The organism is Agrobacterium sp. 22-221-1, assembly GCF_053522445.1.
Map to the genome: position 1 here is coordinate 1 of NZ_JBNWCL010000047.1, position 1,133 is coordinate 1,133.

The following is a 1,133-nucleotide window of genomic DNA, read 5'->3' on the forward strand; positions in this document are numbered from 1 at the left end:
GGAATCCTGTGTATTGGATTTGTGCTATGTAGAGTGCGGGCGGAAGGCCGTCGGAATCCTGGTCGTTAGAGACCGCCTGCTGGCTTTTGGACCTCCGCCCGCTCTTGATAATCCCAACCTGAACAGTTGATGGAGGCCGTCACCACGGACCTCGCAGCACAGGATGAGGCTTGCCATGGTACACCCTGTTTACATCGGATGCGACGTCTCAAAGGCACATCTGGATCTTTTCGATGCCGCGACACAAAAAGCCGTCCGTATCGCCAATACCGGCACCGCCATCGATGAATGGCTTGCCACCCTTGATGGACGCAAGGCGCAGGTCATTCTGGAGGCGACCGGACGTTATGACCGGCTGTTGTGCTCGGCGCTCGAGAGGTGGCGGCGGCCCTATTGCCGGGTCAATCCGGCGAGAGCCCGGGACTTTGCAAGAGCCACCGGCCAGCTTGCCAAAACCGATACCATCGATGCGCGACTTTTGGCGCACATGGGCGAAACACTTTCACCACCCGTCACGACACCACCCGACCCGGCCCGCCAGCAGCTGGAAAGCCTGCATACAAGGCGTGATCAGCTTGTTGCCATGCGCCAGCAGGAACGGCTGCGCCTTCATACAGCCGAGCCGTCGGAGCGCGACAGCATCGCGCGCCACCTCGGCTGGCTCGATACGGAAATCACCGCGATCGAACAACAGTGCCAGTTGCATGTGCGGACAAATGTGACGCTGAACGAGCAAAGCATCAGACTTCGCTCGATCCCCGGCATCGGCCAGATCACGGCGTTCACCCTGATGGCCCACATGCCGGAACTGGGCGACAGTTCGCCCGGCGGCATGGCGGCGCTTGCAGGCCTTGCCCCCTTCAATGCCGATAGCGGCATTCACCGCGGCCAGCGCCATATCCGCGGCGGACGAAAGCGTGTGCGCGATGCCCTCTACATGGCGGCGCTGGTGGCCTACCGGTTAAAGTCGCCCTTCGCCCGCATGGTTCAAGCCATGCAGGCCAAAGGCAAACCGTTCAAGGTCATGATCATTGCCATCGCCCGCAAACTGCTCGTCATCGCAAACGCCATGCTCAGGGATAAAACCACATTCAGGACACCCTGAGAATAATATCCGCCAATACAGTTGCCAG

At 60.1% G+C, this 1,133-nt stretch carries 1 protein-coding gene; it reads left to right on the forward strand.

Features of this window, described 5'->3' with window-relative positions; all coding sequences use genetic code 11:
* The first annotated feature begins 175 nt into the window (after positions 1 to 175).
* Positions 176 to 1,105 (forward strand): IS110 family RNA-guided transposase, encoded by a 930-nt coding sequence (locus tag ACQZ5N_RS26370; protein ID WP_448734569.1) that lies wholly within the window; start codon positions 176 to 178, stop codon positions 1,103 to 1,105.
* Positions 1,106 to 1,133: the final 28 nt, after the last annotated feature.

Coding starts and splice junctions, on each gene's coding strand:
- ACQZ5N_RS26370 (WP_448734569.1), top strand. CDS start 176: ATGGTACACCCTGTTTACATCGGATGCGACGTCTCAAAGGCACATCTG.